This is a genomic window from Trichothermofontia sp., assembly GCF_053493415.1.
Genome location: NZ_JBRCAD010000110.1, coordinates 1 through 16,968, shown reverse-complemented (window position 1 = coordinate 16,968; position 16,968 = coordinate 1). Strand labels below are relative to the sequence as shown.

14 protein-coding genes and 1 riboswitch are annotated in these 16,968 nt (G+C 52.8%); of the genes, 6 read left to right on the top strand and 8 right to left on the bottom strand.

Translation table 11 applies throughout. The annotated features are described in order from the left end of the window. Positions 1-137: 137 nt before the first annotated feature. A complete protein-coding gene (locus ACWIUF_RS09450; RefSeq protein ID WP_448572110.1) occupies positions 138-356 on the bottom strand; it encodes a hypothetical protein in 219 nt (72 codons plus the stop codon). Positions 357-513: 157 nt separating this feature from the next. On the opposite strand from ACWIUF_RS09450, the gene ACWIUF_RS09445 reads away from it, so the two are divergent. Next, complete coding sequence (locus tag ACWIUF_RS09445) at positions 514-1,941, top strand: adenylate/guanylate cyclase domain-containing protein (protein WP_448572109.1); 1,428 nt, start codon at positions 514-516, stop codon at positions 1,939-1,941. Then, the gene (locus tag ACWIUF_RS09440) at positions 1,922-2,428 is read left to right on the top strand and encodes a hypothetical protein (RefSeq protein WP_448572108.1); all 507 of its coding nucleotides are present in this window, start codon (positions 1,922-1,924) and stop codon (positions 2,426-2,428) included. The genes ACWIUF_RS09445 and ACWIUF_RS09440 overlap by 20 nt, the downstream gene beginning before the upstream one ends. A gap of 58 nt (positions 2,429-2,486) precedes the next feature. On the opposite strand, the gene ACWIUF_RS09435 is transcribed toward ACWIUF_RS09440, so the two are convergent. Together ACWIUF_RS09435 and ACWIUF_RS09430 are read right to left on the bottom strand one after the other, a co-directional pair. After that, complete coding sequence (locus ACWIUF_RS09435) at positions 2,487-3,287, bottom strand: hypothetical protein (RefSeq protein ID WP_448572107.1); 801 nt, start codon at positions 3,285-3,287, stop codon at positions 2,487-2,489. A gap of 258 nt (positions 3,288-3,545) precedes the next feature. After that, positions 3,546-4,010 carry a DUF4278 domain-containing protein gene (locus ACWIUF_RS09430; RefSeq protein ID WP_448572106.1) on the bottom strand — a complete coding sequence of 155 codons (465 nt, stop codon included), beginning with the start codon at positions 4,008-4,010 and terminating at the stop codon, positions 3,546-3,548. 48 nt (positions 4,011-4,058) lie between these two features. Then, positions 4,059-4,144: riboswitch (Glutamine riboswitch) on the bottom strand. Between the two features lie 357 nt (positions 4,145-4,501). Here ACWIUF_RS09430 and ACWIUF_RS09425 point away from each other — a divergent pair. From ACWIUF_RS09425 to ACWIUF_RS09415, 3 genes are all read left to right on the top strand, one after another. Further along, the gene (locus ACWIUF_RS09425; protein ID WP_448572105.1) at positions 4,502-4,978 is read left to right on the top strand and encodes a hypothetical protein; all 477 of its coding nucleotides are present in this window, start codon (positions 4,502-4,504) and stop codon (positions 4,976-4,978) included. A gap of 246 nt (positions 4,979-5,224) precedes the next feature. Beyond that, positions 5,225-7,897, top strand: a complete 2,673-nt coding sequence (gene glgP / locus ACWIUF_RS09420; protein WP_448572104.1) for an alpha-glucan family phosphorylase — start codon at positions 5,225-5,227, stop codon at positions 7,895-7,897. 112 nt (positions 7,898-8,009) lie between these two features. Further along, positions 8,010-8,501 (top strand): YajQ family cyclic di-GMP-binding protein, encoded by a 492-nt coding sequence (locus ACWIUF_RS09415; protein WP_448572103.1) that lies wholly within the window; start codon positions 8,010-8,012, stop codon positions 8,499-8,501. Between the two features lie 22 nt (positions 8,502-8,523). Here ACWIUF_RS09415 and ACWIUF_RS09410 read toward each other — a convergent pair whose 3' ends face one another. The 4 genes from ACWIUF_RS09410 to ACWIUF_RS09395 all read right to left on the bottom strand — a co-directional run bounded on the left by ACWIUF_RS09410 (position 8,524) and on the right by ACWIUF_RS09395 (position 13,203). Continuing rightward, the gene (locus tag ACWIUF_RS09410; protein WP_448572102.1) at positions 8,524-9,630 is read right to left on the bottom strand and encodes a DUF3616 domain-containing protein; all 1,107 of its coding nucleotides are present in this window, start codon (positions 9,628-9,630) and stop codon (positions 8,524-8,526) included. 23 nt (positions 9,631-9,653) lie between these two features. Beyond that, positions 9,654-10,616 (bottom strand): protein translocase subunit SecF, encoded by a 963-nt coding sequence (secF, locus tag ACWIUF_RS09405; RefSeq protein WP_448572101.1) that lies wholly within the window; start codon positions 10,614-10,616, stop codon positions 9,654-9,656. Positions 10,617-10,724: 108 nt separating this feature from the next. Next, positions 10,725-12,119, bottom strand: coding sequence for a protein translocase subunit SecD (secD, locus tag ACWIUF_RS09400; protein WP_448572100.1), 1,395 nt, complete (start codon positions 12,117-12,119; stop codon positions 10,725-10,727). Positions 12,120-12,219: 100 nt separating this feature from the next. Continuing rightward, entirely contained in the window at positions 12,220-13,203 is a 984-nt protein-coding gene (locus ACWIUF_RS09395) for a pyruvate dehydrogenase complex E1 component subunit beta (protein WP_448572099.1), read from the bottom strand. A gap of 900 nt (positions 13,204-14,103) precedes the next feature. Between ACWIUF_RS09395 and ACWIUF_RS09390 the strand changes: the two genes are divergently transcribed. After that, positions 14,104-15,543, top strand: coding sequence for a HAMP domain-containing methyl-accepting chemotaxis protein (locus ACWIUF_RS09390; protein ID WP_448572098.1), 1,440 nt, complete (start codon positions 14,104-14,106; stop codon positions 15,541-15,543). Positions 15,544-15,563: 20 nt separating this feature from the next. Here ACWIUF_RS09390 and ACWIUF_RS09385 read toward each other — a convergent pair whose 3' ends face one another. Then, positions 15,564-16,634, bottom strand: a complete 1,071-nt coding sequence (locus ACWIUF_RS09385) for an aldo/keto reductase (protein WP_448572097.1) — start codon at positions 16,632-16,634, stop codon at positions 15,564-15,566. Between the last annotated feature and the right edge of the window lie 334 nt (positions 16,635-16,968).

Genomic DNA, 16,968 nt, shown 5'->3' with positions numbered 1-16,968 from the left:
CGATCGGGGGGGGTATGGGAAGAGATAATCGCCATCGGTGCCTACGCTTGGGGCCAACAGTTGCCTACCATCATAGCGATCGGTGCTCCCATCAGTCACCGCGCTCAGTCATCCCCATCCCGGATGGGCGGTCCCCATCAATCACCCCGATCGCGAAAAGAGTGCTGCCGGAGGGAAAGCCAGCCAAACAGGACCAGAAACACAGTTGCCGGCAAGAGGACTAAAATCAAGGCATTTAGCGAGGTTGGGGCGATCGGGATTTCGGGACCCCAGACCCGGATAGCGACGCTAATCAGCGTTGAAGCCACCAGCACCTTCAACACAAACCCCAGATTTTCGCGAAGATTCGAGGACATACGCACGGATAGAACAGGTTACGGCTGGAAAGTAGAAGCGATCCCCCGACAGGGATATTTCACGAACAGGCAGAATGTTAAGGGTATCGTCCTACATTTTTCCCAGAGTGTCCCCCAAATTGTCCCTGAAATGATCCACGGTTGCCGAGGAAAATCTATGTCACGTCAATTGAGTGCGCTGTTGGGACTGTGTAAAGCTCGTCTTTCCTGGCAGATTATGGGCTGGGTGTTTTTAAGCATTGTCGCGATCGAAGTCATCATTTTCATCCCCTCCTACGCCCGCCGTGAACGGGAACTCCTCCAGCAACTCGGCGAAGTCGCAGTCGCCACGGTCACCTCTCTGAAACGCTCCGCCATGCAGCAAGATCTGTCTACGGCTGACATGATCGATAAGGTGAAGTTTCTGACAGAAAATACCGAGGTCAAGGGAGCCGCTGTTTATAACCCGCAAGGGCAGCAGGTGGCCACCTTTGGGGAAGTGCCCGAATTGGGGGTGCAGAGCTTCCAGGACAGCCCGCAGGAAGTGCGCAAGCTCAATCCAGGACGCACCCGTCTCGATGTGGCCTGGCCCGCCACAATGATCGATAACCAGCACGCCCTCGTGTTACGTGTGGATGCCAGTTCCGTTCGTCGCGAACTCATGGCCTTTGGCGGACGCATTACCGGATTAGTCGTGATTATTTCCCTGGTCGTGACCCTGACCACAATGGTGGTGCTAGGCGTGATTGCGATTACCCCCATTTTGCGACTACGGGATAACTTAATTCTGGCGGGGGAAGCCCTGAGCCGGGATGAATATATGGCGGATTTTCATACCCTACCCACGCACCGCCGCGATGAGTTAGGTGAGGTGATGATCGCCTTTGAGCAAATGTACCAGCGCGTATGGACCGAGCTCCAAAGTCGCAAAGCCTCTGAGGCCGCACTCCGCTTGGAACAGGAAAAATCGGAACGGCTGTTACTTAATATCCTGCCAGAGACGATCGTGGCCCAGTTAAAGGAAAATCAACATACGATCGCCCAACGTTTTGACGAAGCCACCATCCTATTTGCTGATCTGGTGGATTTTAGCGGCCTTGCCAGTCAGATAACACCCACCGAATTGGTCAACCTTCTGAATCAGATCTTTTCCACCTTTGACCAGTTGGCCGAAAAGCATGGCCTGGAAAAAATCAAGACGATCGGGGATGCCTATATGGCCGTGGGGGGGCTGCCCCTGCCCCAGGCGAATCATACGGAAGCCGTCGCCAATATGGCCCTGGAGATGCAACAGGCGATCGGGCAATTTCAGCGCGTGGATGGCAAACCCTTCCACCTGCGCATTGGCATCAATACGGGACCCGTGGTGGCCGGCGTGATTGGCATCAAAAAGTTTATCTATGACCTCTGGGGCGATGCGGTGAATGTCGCCAGTCGCATGGAATCCCAAGGGCGGATCAATAGCATTCAGGTGACCCAAACGGTCTACGATCGCCTCAAAAGTACCTATGTGTTTGAAGAACGCGGTATTATTCAGGTCAAGGGTCGGGGAGACATGATGACGTATTTCCTAAAGGGGAAACAGCATGGCGCTGAAGTTTGCTAGTGTAACCGCGTGGGAGCAAGCCAATTTATTACTGCAACCTGCCCTCATTCGCCTGGTTGACAATCTGCGCAAACACCTGGAACAAAGCACCGACTGGCAAGGGCAAGACTGGGCTGTCTGGCCAGAGACCACCACCGAAGCCGAAAAACAGCAGGTGATCGACCTCCAACAGCAATTACGCCAAGCCCAACCGGAAGCCGCCGTTGAACTCGAACATACCCTCGCCCAACTCCCCACACCCCATCCCGGCTATTTATTAACCTCGAAACAAACCGGACGACAAATTGCGATCGATCTCTGGCAATTACAATTCCAAGTTTGCTTTCGGAACTATCCCAGTCTGGATGCCATCCAACCGGAACGCGATCAGCAAGTTGAAATCGACACGGATTTACTCGATGTTGACGGCGAAGTGGATTGGGATGCCCTGGATGCCAAAGCCCAACAAGTGGTGAAGCAGATTTTTAGCCGCTTGACGGTAGCTTAGGTCTAGTCGTTTATTAGGTTTAACCCGTGGGGAATCAATCAGGAGGAAACAGGGGGAATCAGGAGGGACCGCCGAGATCTCCGTGCCATCCCTCGGCCCGCAATCCCTGGGTCTGCCGCCGCCAAATGCCGATCCCCAACAAAACCAACACGATCACGATCGCCCCTATGAGGGTTGGGTACAAAACCGGCACCATCGCATAACGAACCGCAATCCCCGTATAGGCCCAGAGGACCCCGATTACATAGGCCACATCGGCAAATTTCCACGCGATCGTCCCAGCCATTACGCCACTCACCCCAACCAGCAAACTGGCCCAGAGGGGGGCAGCCATCCCGGCCCCATCCCACTGGGATTGGGTTAACCAGACGGCCATATTCGCCATCATCGTCAAAGTTAACCACCCTAGATAGAGACGAAAGGGAACCTGAACGCAGCCATACGCCAGCCATGAGGTTGGCCCGCGATCCGCTTGGAGTTGTTGATAAATGGCGATCAGGGATAGTAGCATCCCCAGCATGGCCAGCACACTCCCAAAGAGCCATTCATAGCTCCACAGAACGAGCCAGAGGCAAGTGGCGAAACCATTGAGCAAAACCCAGGGCCAATAATGGGGCAAACGGGATTGGGTGAAGGTGTTGGGGAGAATTTGATAGATGCCAAATCCTAATAATCCCAAATCTATTGCCCCCCAAATCCCGAAGGTGAACTCCGCTGGGGTGAGATAGGTTAAATAACGGTTAGTGACGGCACTGGTGGTTAGACCATTCAGCGGTAAGGCATTGACCACGATCGTGCAAAGGAGGGTCAGGACAATGGCCCCAAGGACAAGCGATCGCTGGATGGGGGCATAATTCATTGCCAAGGCCCCTCCCATAAGCAAAGGGTGAACAATCCTTCTATCCTAACCGGAGGCTGAACCTGGGGTTAGCCAAAAAAAAACACCCCTAATTAACGCTTAGGGATGTGAATTGATTTACCCCGTTGTTTCCCTGATCAGGACTGTTCTACGGTTGGTCAAACCTTGAGAGAGATCTCTCCGAATCAATCCTTGAACACCAGGCTGTTGGAATACTGGGAATACGATGGTCCTGGGACACAATGCTAGAACACAATGCTAGCTGAGTGAAACAGCACTGCGATCGTAGGTCGTGCGGAAGGTTGGGTGAACCTTGCCTTGAATGCGACCCCAGTAGTTAGCCACTTGGTCAGCCTTCATACCCACTTCCATTGCACTACGGCTGAGTAGAGATTGCTGACGGTTCTTGATCGCCCGACAATGGCGCATCATCAGGCTCCGTGCCCAGTCGGTAACGGGCACATCCAACCCACCCACAGGCGCGGGGGCCGCCACCGGAGCCGCCACCGGAGCCGTGGCCGGGGTGGCTTCAACCATCGTCACAGTCGGTTGATAAGCAGCGCCACGATATTTCAGATCCAGGTTAGAATCCAGCACCAAGCGCTTCTTGGGCGCACGGAAGCGAATGTCCACGCCCCGGTAAGTGCCAACGTTGTCGCTTTCTGTGTATTCCACCACGGGGGGGGTATAGTCGTAAGTAACGCCGCGATATGTCAGTTTCATCCTAGTCGCCTCCAACTTGTCTCAGAGAGAGTTTGTAGTGTGTTTTGAGGCGCGTTCCTTCGGGATCTCTCCCTACTTCCGTCTTCCCTGACCATTGAGAAAACTCTCTGGCTTCCTGGAGGAAGATGAACGATTTCTTTTCATGTCTGTATTGTATTTTACCGTTTTGCAAAAAAGCGATTACTTTAACATTTCTTTATAATTACTCTCATCAAGGGCGGAAACCCTGTTTCAACAATGATTTCAGTCGTTGACAGCACAGACACGATCGCGATCGCAAACATTAAGGTCAAGGAAAGTTGACAAAATAGTCGCGGCTAGGGGGGCAATCGGGAGCGGCTGTCCAGGTACCGACTTGGGGTGAAGCCGTTATGCTGGGTGGCGTTCCCGGATGCTAGCCCGATCGGGCGGTGAGCGATGGGGCGAGGGATGCGATACGGTTGAAGTGGGTGGATGTTGCGATCGTGAACGCAGGCATTTGGTGAGTCATCATGCTGGATACCCTAGAGACCCTATCAGAGCACTGTCTGGATGCCGCTGCTATTCTCACCTTGGTACAGCAAGGGCAATTGCTGGTGGTGAGTAGCCATCGTCGGAATGGTCTGATTCTGATGAAGCCCTACCATGCCGAATTTGCAGGGCCAGGGGCCACGGTGGGGGGGATCTGCGATCGCGACTGCCAGCAGGTGATCCCGGTGGGGGATGTGTCTCTAGTGGTGCCCGGAAGCTGCGAGGAGCGCCAGAAGGCGTTTTTAATCCGGCGGCAATGGATTCGCCTCACCCAGCAATTCACCGACATGGAATCCCCCCTGCAACGGGCACAGATGATCCTGAACCAGTTTGAAAACTATTTCGATGCCGAGACGGTGTTACACCTGCCGGATGAAGCCTTTGCCCTGATGGTGGGTGTCTTGCCCCATACAATTCGCAAAGCCCGTCGTTTCTCCGGTAAGCTGATGTCTGCCTAGCGTCCCTACCTCCGGTAGGATTCTCAGAATCTGGGCCTTATGCCCTCGGAATTTCCAGAACACTAACCAAGCGTTGGGGGAGCCGGACGCGTAGTAAGACACGCCGACGTTTCTGGGGCAAAATGGGCAACGATCGCGCGGGACCTGACACCCCACGGTCAACAACAGCAACAATAGCGCACAAGACATGGGGCGTTGTTGGACAGTTGGCTAGCCTGCGTGGGCCGCCTCAAGATAACCGTCTCGATGTCTGTAGCCGAAGATACTGTTAAGACTCCTCGGACGGTTCAAGCCCAGGGGGGACAATGGGAAAAGCCGATCTCAGGACCTCCCCCTGCCATGCAGCCGATTCGTACCTTTAAAGTTTCTCCCTCCCTCCCCAGCCGTCTCGAACCCCTACGGACCCTTGCCTATAATCTGCATTGGGACTGGAATACGGAAACACGGGATCTTTTCCACCGGCTTGACCCGGTCCTGTGGGAATCAACCCACCACAACCCCGTCCTGATGTTGGGCAGTATTAGTCAAACCCGACTCCATGAAGTAGCGGAGGATGAAGGGTTCCTAGCGCAAATGGATCGGGCCAGTCGCCAGTTAGACGCCTACCTCCAGGAGCGCTCGTGGTATACCAAGCATCGCCATCATCCCGCCAGTCTGCGCACGCCTAATCATTCCAAGGATTGTATCGCCTATTTCTCGGCGGAGTTTGGCCTAACGGAATGCCTACCCGTCTATTCAGGCGGCTTGGGGGTTTTGGCGGGGGATCACCTCAAGTCAGCAAGTGATTTGGGTCTGCCCCTGGTTGGCGTGGGGTTATTGTATCAAGAAGGCTACTTTGCCCAATATTTAACCCCCGACGGGTGGCAGCAGGAGCAGTATCCCATTAATGACTTCTATAATATGCCCCTACACCTAGAGCGACATCCTGACGGGTCCGAAATTCGGATTGGGGTTGATTGTCCCGGTCGCACGGTCTATGCCCGTATCTGGCGGATTCAGGTTGGCACGGTGCCTCTGTATTTAATGGACACCAATATTGAACCCAATAATCCCTATGACCACGATATTACCGATAAGCTCTATGGTGGCGATATTGATATGCGGATACACCAGGAAATGCTCCTGGGAATTGGAGGTGTGCGGATGCTACGCGCCCTGGGTTTGCAGCCCACTGCCTATCACATGAATGAAGGTCACTCCGCGTTCCTATCCCTGGAGCGGATTCGGATTTTGATGGAGGAAGAGGGGCTGAATTTTACGGACGCGAAGCAAATCGTCCAGGCCAGTCAAATGTTCACCACCCATACGCCCGTACCGGCTGGCTTTGATCTGTTTGATGCCGATCGCGTGATGCACCACCTCGGCAGCTATGCCCATAAATTAGGGTTATCACGGGAAGAGTTTTTGTCCCTGGGTCGGGAGAATACGGGGGATTTATCCGCTCCCTTTAATATGGCGACGTTAGCGATTAAAACCGCCAGTTTTATTAACGGGGTGAGTCAACTACATGGGGAAGTCTCGCGATCGCTCTTCCGCAACCATTGGCCAGAGTTACCCCTGAGCGAAGTCCCGATTACCTCGATTACGAATGGGGTTCATGCCCGCAGTTGCGTGTCGAAGTTCACCCAGGAATTATACGATCGCTATCTGGGGCCGAGTTGGTCCAGTGCGGGGATCGATCATCCCCTCTGGGAGCGGATTGAGACCATACCAGACGAGGAATTGTGGCGGAATCATGAACGGTGCCGCTCAGAACTGGTGGTGTTTGCCCGCGATCGCCTGTGCCATAGTCTGGCGGAACGGGGGGCCTCTCCCATTGAAATTGCGGAAGTCCGGGAAGCCCTTGATCCGTTTGTGTTGACGATCGGCTTTGCCCGCCGCTTTGCGACCTATAAACGCGCCACTCTCTTCCTGCGAGATGTGGAGCGGCTAAAACGGCTTCTGCATGCCCAAGGACGGCGAGTGCAGTTCATTATTGCGGGCAAGGCTCACCCGAAGGACGTGCCGGGTAAAGAGTTAATCCGCGATATTATCAAATTCATTCATGATGAAGGTCTGCGCCATAGCATGATCTTCATTCCCAACTACGACATTCAGGTGTCCCGCCTGTTGGTGGCGGGCTGTGATGTCTGGCTCAATACCCCTCGACGCCCCCGCGAGGCGTCAGGGACTAGTGGCATGAAGGCAGCCATGAATGGGGGGTTGAACCTAAGTGTGCTGGATGGCTGGTGGGCGGAAGCGGATTATGCCAATTCAGGCTGGCCAATCGGGCGCGGTGAGGTGTATACAGACCCAGATTACCAAGACGAGGTAGAGGCCAACGCCCTTTATGAACTGTTGGAACGAGAGGTGGTGCCAACTTTCTACGATCGCGATGCCGAAGGGCTACCCCGGCGTTGGATTGCCAAAATGAAGCAGGCGATCCGGCTCAACTGTCCCCATTTCAATACGGCCCGCATGGTAGCCGAATATGCCCAACGGGCCTATTTCCCCCTGAGCGATCGCTATAGCACGATGACGGCGGATCACTATGCCCCGGCCCAGGAACTTGCCCAGTGGAAAGCCCGCATTTTTGAGCAGTGGTACAACATTCAAATCGAGGATGTGGATATTGCCGCGCCGGAGGAAATCAAGGTAAACGAACCAATCGCCGTTAAGGCGCGGATTAACCTCGCAGCCCTGAGTGCCGATGACGTGCAGGTAGAACTCTACCAGGGGGTGATTGATGATGCGGGCGATATTGTCAATGGTGTCCCTGTGGTCATGGCCTACCAAGGGACAGACGATCAGCACCGCAGCCTCTATACGGCGACGGTCAGCTACCATCGCAGTGGCTCGCAGGGGCTATCACTACGGGTGCTCCCCCGACATCAATATCTCACTACTCCCCATGAGATGGGCCTAATTCGTTGGGCCTAATCCATTGGGCCTGAGGGGGCGGCTCGTTATCTTGGGGTGAGGATACCCTCGGTTCACGTCTTCCTGTACCCTAAGACCTGTACCCACCGTTACCCACTGTCAGTTCAGAACTATGGCTGCCACGTTTTCCTTTGATATTGTGAGCGACTTCGATCGCCAGGAGTTGGTGAACGCGATCGATCAAACCACGCGGGAAATTAATGCCCGCTATGATTTGAAGGACACCAAAACCACGGTCGAACTGGGGGACGATCGTATCACTGTCAATACGAATAGTGAATTTACCCTAGAGGCCGTTCATGATATTTTGCGCACAAAGGCAGCCAAGCGGAATCTATCGCTGAAGATTTTTGACTTTGGTAAAATTGAGTCTGCTAGTGGGAACCGAGTTCGTCAGGAAATTATCTTGAAAAAAGGCATTAGCCAGGAAGTCGGAAAGAAAATTACTAAACTGATTCGGGATCAATTTAAGAAGGTTCAAGCTTCAATTCAGGGCGATGCGGTGCGAGTTTCTGCCAAGTCCAAGGATGAACTACAGGCCGTCATCCAGGCAGTGAAACAAGAAGACTTTGCGATCGCGTTGCAATTTACCAATTATCGATAGGGGACTTTTCACCTTGTGGCTATCACGCTAGGGCAAATACATCGGCAAAAATTGCTTTTTCGTGGGGAAGACGCTCAGGTAACGGCGAATCATAAACCACCAAGAGGCCATGGCCCGAATCCAAAGCCGCTGGTGCAAAAGTAGGAAATAGGGTCATGCCTTCGGCCTTGTCACCCTGCGATCGTAGGGGAAAATCAAAGACCCATTCCAGCCTGCCTTCCCCTTGGGAGTGGATCGTATCACCCGTTAAACCGAGGGCATCCTTGAGACGAAACAGTTGCATCATCCCCGCCAGATCCATTGTTGGCCCCGCCAAAATCAACAGGTCATCACCGTGGAAACAGAGATCCCGTATCCCTAATCCGTTGAGTTCGAGAAAATGCTTGCGATAGCGAAGGCCAGCTTGCGGCACAAGCCCTAGCTTCCCCGGTGTCGTATCCTCAACCCAGAAGTCCAGCACGATCGCCCAACCGCGTAGAACGGGTCCTCGTAACCCCAGAAAGACCCGATCGCCCCGCACGGCAATACCCTCAATATCCAAACCATTCTCTTTACTGGCGATCGCGGGATTGAGAAAGGGCTTTAAGTGGCTATCTGCGGCTAACACTGCCAGCAACGATCCCGCCTGCGCCCAACCCGGTAAACAGGCGGCTACCAAGTCTGGTTTACCCCCATCGGGATGGGCAGACCACTGCTGCAAGTTTCCCCCCACCAGGGGCAGGCGGGCTAACAGATAGCGACTAGGTTCTGTCACCACGGTCGCAAGCTGCTCGATATCTTTGTCGGGATTTTTGCCCTTGGGCTTCTTGCGCTTAGGACTGTGGGACCCGACGACCCAGAGGTAATGATCGTCGTAATCAAACCCCTCAAAGTCAATTTCCGTCTCGGTGGGCCAGTCCAGCAGATCCGCGATCGCAAAGGAGTGGTGATTGCCCCAAACCTGGGGAACGCTTTCCCCAGGGATCGTGGCGCGAATCGGACTCAGACGTTCGATCGCGGTGGTTTCATCCGAGCCAACCCACAGGTACGGCTCTGGGGTCAGGACAACGGCTGACAAATCACTCACAATATCCGTCGGGTCACCCTCAAACCGTAGTAACACGTGTCCGAGTAAACCACTAGAAGCCATTACCTTTGCCTCCTATCTGCGGCCTAGGCTTCTGGCCCCGAAGTCGGGATTGCCTGAGCATCGCTCAAAACTTCACGGCGCTCCCGCCACCAGGCCAACAGCGTACTGGCAATAAAAATACTTGAATAGGCCCCCGCAATAAAGCCAATGATCAGGGCGAGGGCGAAGAATTTCAGCGTTGCCCCACCGAAAAGGAGGATCGCCAACAGCGGTAACGTGGTCGTCAAAGTGGTATTGATCGATCGCGCCAAGGTTTGGTTGACCGACGCATCCACAATGTCATCAATCTTGTCATGGGGATTTTGTTTAAGGGTCTCGCGCACGCGATCGTAAATCACCACCGTATCGTTGACTGAGAACCCGACGATCGTCAGCAACGCCACAATAAACAAACTATCGACTTCAACCCCAGCCGTTAACCCCAAAATGGCAAAAATTCCCGCCGTGATGAAGACATCGTGAAACAGGGCCACGATCGCGAAAAAGGCATAGTCAAACTGGAAGCGCAGGGTCAGATAAGCAATAATCCCGGCAAAGGCCACAATCAGGGCCATGAGACCAGAGGCCAACAATTGCTGGCCAATGACAGGGCCGACCGTATCAATTTGCGTTCGCAGCGGATCAAAGGGACCCAGTTCTTGATCCAGGGCATTTTGCAGCGCGGTGCGTTGATCAACCGTTAGGGTCGTGGTGCGGATCGAGACCCCTTGGTGATCGGTACCCAGGAGTTGCACATTGCCGGCAGGAAGTCCTTGCGCTGCCACCACCTGACGCACCGTCGCCAGATCGATCGGCTCCTGGCACGTATTGGGTTGCGTACAGTCCCGTTCCAGTTGTAAGCGGGTCCCGCCGACAAAGTCCAGGCTGGGCCGCAGGGGTGCCCCAAATTGTTGCCAGGAAATCACCATTGCGATCAGGCCGCTGAGGATGATTACCAGGGAAATCATCCACCAAAGCCGCCGCTGTTGAATAACGTGAAGTTTCATCGGAATTGTTGATTGAGGCGTTGACTGAGGCTAGTACTTGGTCAGAACTAGGGTTTAGGGTACTGAGAGAACGACTACATCAGAGCGGGTGCTGTGGCCATTCAGCACTTAGGACTGGGGCAAATTCGGGCAAAAAAGGTTGGGCTTGCGCAACTCAGGAACACTAATTGCTGTGAGCAAAAACGTCCGGCTACAGGTGAGGGCCGTAAACATGCTCACTCCCACCCCTAGGGCCAGCGTCAAGGCAAACCCCCGTACCAGCCCTGACCCCAACCAGAACAGGGCCGCACAGGCAATGAGGGTCGTGACATTACTGTCGAGAATACTGGAAAAGGCCCGGTAGAAACCGGATTCAACCGATCGATACAGGGTCTTCCCGGCCCGCAATTCCTCGCGGGTGCGCTCAAAAATCAGCACATTTGCATCCACTGCCATGCCAATACTCAAAATAAACCCGGCAATCCCCGGTAGAGTCAGGGTCACCCCCAGCAGCTTGAAGGCCGCAAAGGTGAAGAGGGCATAGAGCACCAGAGCCAGATCAGCGATCGCGCCCGGTAAACGGTAATAGGCCACCATAAAGATCAGCACCAGGATGAGGCCACCCACCCCTGCGTAGATACTGCTCTGGACACTATCTCGGCCCAGGGTAGCGCCCACGGTGCGGTTTTCTACCACTTCAACGGGGAGGGGCAGGGCACCCCCACGCAACTGAATCCCCAGTTCATTGGCCCGCTCAGCATCAAAGTTACCGGTAATCACCGCACTGCCCCCCGTAATCCCCGTTGTCGCAAATTCGGGACCGACGATGGGTGCCGTCAGCAGGACATTATCCAGGAAAACCCCCAGGGTGCGTCCGGTCCCGGCAATTTCCTTCGTCAGGTCCGCAAAAATTTCACCTCCCTTAACGTTGAAACGCAAAACGACTTCCCAGCCGCCGGCCTGGGTGGGTTGGGGACCTGCATCCTTAAGGTATTTACCCGTTAGAGGGGTCGGCTGGGCGGGGTCAAAGAGGCTCTGGATAGCTTCGTTACTGCGCTGGAGGGCTTCCTGGTTAGCCGCGATCGCGGCTTCATCGCCACTAGCCCGCAATTGTTCCTGCTGGGCGAGTAACCCTTGACGCACGGCAAATTCCGCTTGTAACTGGGCTTCTGTACCTAGGCGTTGTTTGCGGAATTCCAGTTGGGCTGTCCCGCCCAAGACCCGCTCCGCCTGTTGTGGATCACTGACCCCCGGTAACTGGACCGAGATCTGATCACTGCCCACGGTTTGGACTAGGGGTTCCGAAACTCCCAAGCCATTCACCCGGTTTTCCAGAACCGCTTTCACGGCTTCAAGCTCTTGGGGACCGATTTGGGTAATTTCTTCGCTGGGTTTGACCTGGATCAAAAGCTGTGCCCCACCCTGAAGATCTAAGCCCAGACGTGTGGGAAATCGTGCCACTACAAACAAGGCGGCAATCGTTAACAGCGTCACAAAAATGAGAAGTAAACGTTGTTTTTGCATAGACGGTCCCTAGCGCGATCGGCTTCTCGGTGGTGGGAGCAGGCAAGATGCCTACCCTACAAGACTTCCTTCGTTGAGTGGCAAAGGCACTCTGGGGGGATTAAATTTGCATGGCGACCATCTTTTTGACGGCTTCAACAATTTGCGCTGGTTGCACGATCGTCAGACTCTCTAGCCGTCCATTGTAGGGGGTGGGGATATCCTGGGACGATAGGCGCAGGACGGGGGCATCCAATTCATCGAAGACCTGCTCATAGATTTGGGCGGTGACTTCAGCGGCAATTCCCCCGGTTTTCATACATTCCTCGACGATGATCACGCGATGGGTTTTGCGAACCGAGGCAGCGATCGTGGTCATGTCGATCGGCTTGAGGGAAATCAGGTCAATCACCTCTGGATCGTAACCTTCCTGTGCCAAGGTTTTGGCCGCTTGCATGGCGTGATGGCGCATCCGTGAATAGGTGAGGATCGTGACTTGGCTACCGGGCCGGACAATTTCCGCACGATCGAGGGGCAGCACGTACTCTTCCTCCGGCAAGTGTTCCTTGAGGTTGTAAAGCAGGACGTGTTCAAAAAAGAGGACTGGGTTCTCATCCCGGATGGCGGCCTTGAGTAGCCCCTTGGCATTGTAAGCCGTGGAGCAGGCGACAATTTTTAGCCCCGGTACCGCTTGGAAATAGGCTTCAAGTCTTTGGGAGTGCTCCGCCCCCAACTGCCGCCCAACGCCCCCCGGTCCCCGGATAACCATCGGAATCTTAAAGTTACCGCCAGAGGTGTAGCGCAGCATCCCGGCATTATTGGCAATCTGGTTAAAGGCCAACAGCAAGAAGCCCATGTTCATGCCCTCAATAATGGGGCGCAGGCCAGTCATCGCCGCACCGACGGCCATGCCCGTGAAGCTGTTTTCAGCGATCGGGGTATCAAGCAGACGCAGATCGCCATATTTTTTATAGAGATCCTTAGTCACCTTGTAGGAGCCGCCATAGTGCCCGACATCTTCGCCCAGGACAAAGACAGTCGGATCATGGGCCATTTCCTCATCAATTGCTGCCCGTAGGGCATTGAACATGAGCACTTCTGCCATCTAAACCTCGATCGTTGCCACTAGAGTTTGCTGACGGGGCTGGACCACGCTGTTCCGTAACGCCCGCTGGTGCTTGTCACCGTCAACCCAGGCGGTGCTGCTAACGGGACAGAACACAAAGTAAGATTTTAGCCTACGGATGGGCAGCAGCGGTCAGCCTTTGGCCTTACTCAATAACCTCAAGTAGATAAAAATTAAAGGTGGGATAGCCGTCTCGACTGTTTCGGGGCAGATAGCCATCTCGGTGCTTGATTTTTTCTTGTGGGATAGCCGTCTCGGCTGTTTCGGGGCAGGCAGGATGCCTACCCCACAACTGTATTAGCGATCTACTGATGAAAATGGCTCGGTCAATAGAGCTTGTTGTAGCCCGATCACAAAAGGTGATCGACTCACCATGAAACGCCCTAGCTAGTTCCCAATTACCTTGAACGCCGTATTATGACTAGGGGATTAGGTAGGGACGACATTTGTGATCGTTTGTAAACTATTTCATATATTTTTATTGGCCTGCTCAGATTTCCTGTCAAGCATAGGTCGAAAGTGATAAGATTGGCAATATAATAATCTTATCAGTAAACCAGTAAAAGGAAATCAAAATATTAGATTCTTTGTCATATTTCTAACTAAAACCGAAAAAACACAAAGCAAGCACAACGAATTAATCAATTAAATAGACGGATTTTTGATCTTAAATTCAACGAAATTTGGGTGTATTTATGAATGATTTGGATCATTATGGTATTCAAGTCCTGGGCACATCTAAGGTTCTGAGGCAATTGACGCAAAGATCTAAATCGTATTTGACTAATCAACGAGAATCATTGTAACCACTCGGGTTATACTCCATATCGCAAAAGGAAATTGCATATGTCACTAGCATGGCATTCTCAACTCAATAAGATGAGTACGAAGCTTTATCTTGGCTTTGCAGCTCCTGCTTTGGCGCTATTAGGAATTGGCATTTTCTCTTTGTATTCGTTCTACCGCATTGATCATCAAATTGGCACGATTTATGACGATCGAGTAATTCCCTTGCAGCAACTCAAGATCATTGCGGATCAGTATGGTTTCTCTATAATTGATTCCGTCAATAAGGCCCATGCGGGTATCATCACCCCCCAGGAAGCAGGACAGATGATTGCGCAGGGCATGAATGAGATTGAAAGTACCTGGGCTGAATACCGCCAGACACGCTTTACGGCGGAAGAGGCGCAATTGGCCCAACAGGTAGAAGATCTCTTTGTGACAGTGAATACACAACTGGAAGAGCTACAGCGGGTACTGCAAATGGGCGATCGCAGCCAACTCGATCGCTACGATGGTCCCCTGTATGCAAGCCTTGATCCTTTAGTCAATAAAATTCAAGAATTAAGTGCGTTGCAAATTCGGGTAGCTCAACAGGAACGCCTTACTGCTGCTGAAATTTACCATTGGACGCGCAGTATTTTTATCATAATTCTGTTCCTGGCCCTATTGCTGGCCTCACCCGTGGGTTACTTCATTAGTCGAGCGGTAACGGCGACACTCAAGGACACGATCAATCGGGTGGCCAAGGCTACGCTGGAAATTGCTACAGCAACCGAAGAACATGAACGGGTTGCCGCTCAACAAGCCGCCTCTGTGCAGCAAACCACAACGACAATGGATGAGTTGAATGCCTTTGCCCAAAGTAGTGCGCAACAGGCCGAATCGGTGGCTATGCAGGCCCAAGAATCCCGTAATCTGGCTGATAATGGGACCAATGCTGCCCAACAAACCCTCAACAGTATCCATTTTCTCAAGGACAAGGTCGAAGCGATCGCCCAACAAATTTTGCGATTAAGTGAGCAGGCACAGCAAATTGGCACGATTTCTGGGTTAGTGAGTGAGTTAGCCAACCAAACCAATATGTTAGCTCTCAATGCAGCCGTCGAAGCCGTGCGAGCGGGGGAACAGGGTAAGGGCTTTGCGATCGTGGCGACTGAAATTCGCAAACTGGCCGATCAAAGCAAACAGTCGAGTGAAAAAATTAACCTGTTAGTCGCTGACATTCAAAGGGCAATTAATAGTACCGTGGTAGCCACTGAGGCTGGGACCCAAACGGTTGATGCCAGTGTGGTAACCGTTCAAGCCAGTTCCGATGCCTTTGGAAAAGTAGCGCATGCGACCGATAATGTGGTGTTAAGTGGTCAACAGATTGCCCTCAGTGCCGAGCAACAGGTTAAGGCAATTCGTGAGGTATTAGATGCCATGCATACCATCAATCGGTCAGCGTCGGAGACAACTAGCAGTATTGCCCAGACTAAATTAGGCACCCAACAACTGAATGAGATTGTGACACATCTACAAGCAATGGTTTAAGCTATCATTTAAGCGCGGGTTTACAGTTCCCATAACCGCCGCCGACCGGGTCCCTTGAGCCGCTCATGGGTATCCCGGAGCAACGTGGGAATATCCAGATGTTCGGGACAGCGAGGCAAGCAATCGCCACAATCCGTACAACGATCGCCTCTGCGCCCAGGGAACCAATGTCCGGCATTTTCAAACATGCGATAACGATATTGACTAAAAGCGGTCATCTCGTAAGCGACCGCCAAGTTTCGCAGCCGCAAGACTTCCGGAATGTGAATCGCCTCTGGACAGGGTAGACATTGATAACATTGGGCACAACGATCGGTCCCTAGAACCTGGATCTGGTGTTGCTGGAGGCGATCGGCAATGGCCATTTCTTCGGGGGAAAGGGGTTCCGTGCGATCGGCCATTTCTAACGCAGCCGTCAATTCTTCAGGATTGGCTGCCCCTAAACTGAGGGTAGTAATCCGGGGATCACTCAGTAAAAACCGATAGTTAAAGGCTAAGGGAGATAGCGGTTGACAGAGTTCCGTGAGCAACGGCGAGGGTGCATAGAGTTGTCCCCCCTTGTCCACGGGTGAAATAATGAAAACACCGACATCATATTGGGCAGCCCACGCGATCGCGGGTTGATGACGTTGAAAAAAGTAATAGTAGTGGAGATTGACAAACTCAAATAACCGGGTTTCTAAAGCAGCCAGGATGAGATCTAGCGGCCCGTGAGTTGAGAAACCTAAATGATGAATTTGTCTTTTCTCTATGGCTGTCTGGAGGACCTGTAGACATCCCTGGGGTTGGGTGATCCACCGCAGATGCTCCCAAGTATTGATCCCATGAATCGCAAGGCAGTCAATATAGTCCGTTTGTAACCGTACCAGGGACGCTTCAATGCCGTGTTGCAAGGTATCAGCATCGGGGGTAGGTAGGACTTTTGTGGTCAAGTAAATCTGCGATCGGGGGATGGCCAATTCCCGCAAAGCTTTCCCTAAATAGATCTCACTTTGACCATAGCTGGGTGCCGTTTCAATATGGTTAATCCCAGCCGCGATCGCTGCCTGGATAGTTTGGTTTGCAGTTCTTTCAGAACTTAGATACCGCATCGTTCCTAAGGAGAAGACCGAGAGTTGAAGATTTGTTTTGCCAAATCGTCGATAATGCACGGAATTACCTAATAAAGATCTTTGAATTGAGGGGAAATCGTGTTCCGAAGAGAGGAGATAGGGAATATCTAGAAAGCACCCAGATACCCAGGTACAAAGGTTTCTCCAAGAACTTTGTGTATCTTAGTATTCTTTGCAGAAGTGTTGAAAGTTAGGTTAAGCGATGGAAAAAAGGGACAGAATGCAGTATTCTGTCCTCTAACAAATAAAAAATGATGTTCTATGATAGCCTCATTCCCGAAGCTTGTCAAATTGATCTTGAAGCAGCTTTGTC